This window comes from Vibrio sp. YT-16, from assembly GCF_033337405.1.
In the GTDB taxonomy this organism is placed as follows: domain Bacteria; phylum Pseudomonadota; class Gammaproteobacteria; order Enterobacterales; family Vibrionaceae; genus Vibrio; species Vibrio alginolyticus.
Map to the genome: position 1 here is coordinate 1 of NZ_JAWOQQ010000113.1, position 1,197 is coordinate 1,197.

Sequence of the window (1,197 nt, forward strand, 5' to 3'; positions counted from 1 at the left end):
TAACAAACGAGTATGGCGTCAATAGCTAGTTTTTAACGAGATTCTTATCCCACATGACGCCGTCTCTTAGCATTGAATTAAGAATTACCACCATCTTTCTAACGCAGGCTATGATGGCTACTTTTTTAGGTTTACCTGCCGCGAGTAATCGTTCATAAGTGGTTTTAAATACAGGATTACATTGCATCGCCGACATCATCGCCATGTACAACACAGTACGTACTTGAGCTCGCCCACCTTGTATTGCGCGCTTTCCCTTATATCGACCACTTTCTTTGGTTATTGGAGCTACTCCTATTAAGGACGCAGCTTGCTTGTTAGTGATGTAACCTAATTCTGGGACATTACTTATGATAGATGCAGCTGCTATAGGTCCCACTCCTGGGACACTCTGTAGAATGATGTTCTTACTTTGATATTCTGGGCTTTCTTCTATGAGTTTTTCTAGCTTCTGCTCAATTTTAGTGATCTGATTTTTTAAGGCAGTGAGTAGAGGTTTTATCGTTGAATGAAGACTTTGGGGTAAAATTTGCAGCCGATTCTTTTCCATCGTTTGCATGCCCATGAGCTGATTTCGTCGGATAACTAAGTCACTCATTAATCGAATGTTTTTAGGCTTTATATTAAGAATAGTAGGCTTGATTGCTTCTGCGTAGTGAGCGATAAGTTGAGCGTCTAAGCGATCGTTTTTTGCTCTACGACCAATAGCCCCTGCGAAACGTTTTACGTGAATAGGATTTGCTCTCACAATAGGCAGTGAATGCTCTGAGCAAGCGAGGACAAAAGGCATTTCCAATCTTCCCGTTGCTTCAATAACGACTCGTTCTGGATGGTATTGCTGGATGACTTTAATTGCTTTTTCTATCCCTTTTTCGTTGTTCTCTACAGTGAAGAAGTGATCGATAGGGCGGATGTAAATATCTAATTGTGTTTTACCCGTATCAACTCCGACATTGATACTTTGCTTGGTATTTGTATTCATAATAAGCTAACTCATGCTTGCGTAATGCGGGTTCGAGACCCAGTCGAGTATTCGAGGTTTATGCTTGGAGTTCTACGAAGTGTTCACGTTTGTTATCGGTCTCTCAATCGAGGAGCCAGTGTTCAATCGAACTGCTTCGTAGAGAACTTTAGTTGCTGCTAAAGTCTGGGTCTCACCTTACCCGAGTCGAGTGCTTATTATCCATACAAACTGTT

General features: G+C 41.5%; 1 protein-coding gene. It reads right to left on the reverse strand.

The window, feature by feature from the left end:
* Positions 1-25: 25 nt before the first annotated feature.
* The gene (locus R7F07_RS25110) at positions 26-982 is read right to left on the reverse strand and encodes an IS110 family transposase (RefSeq protein ID WP_318110651.1); all 957 of its coding nucleotides are present in this window, start codon (positions 980-982) and stop codon (positions 26-28) included.
* Positions 983-1,197: the final 215 nt, after the last annotated feature.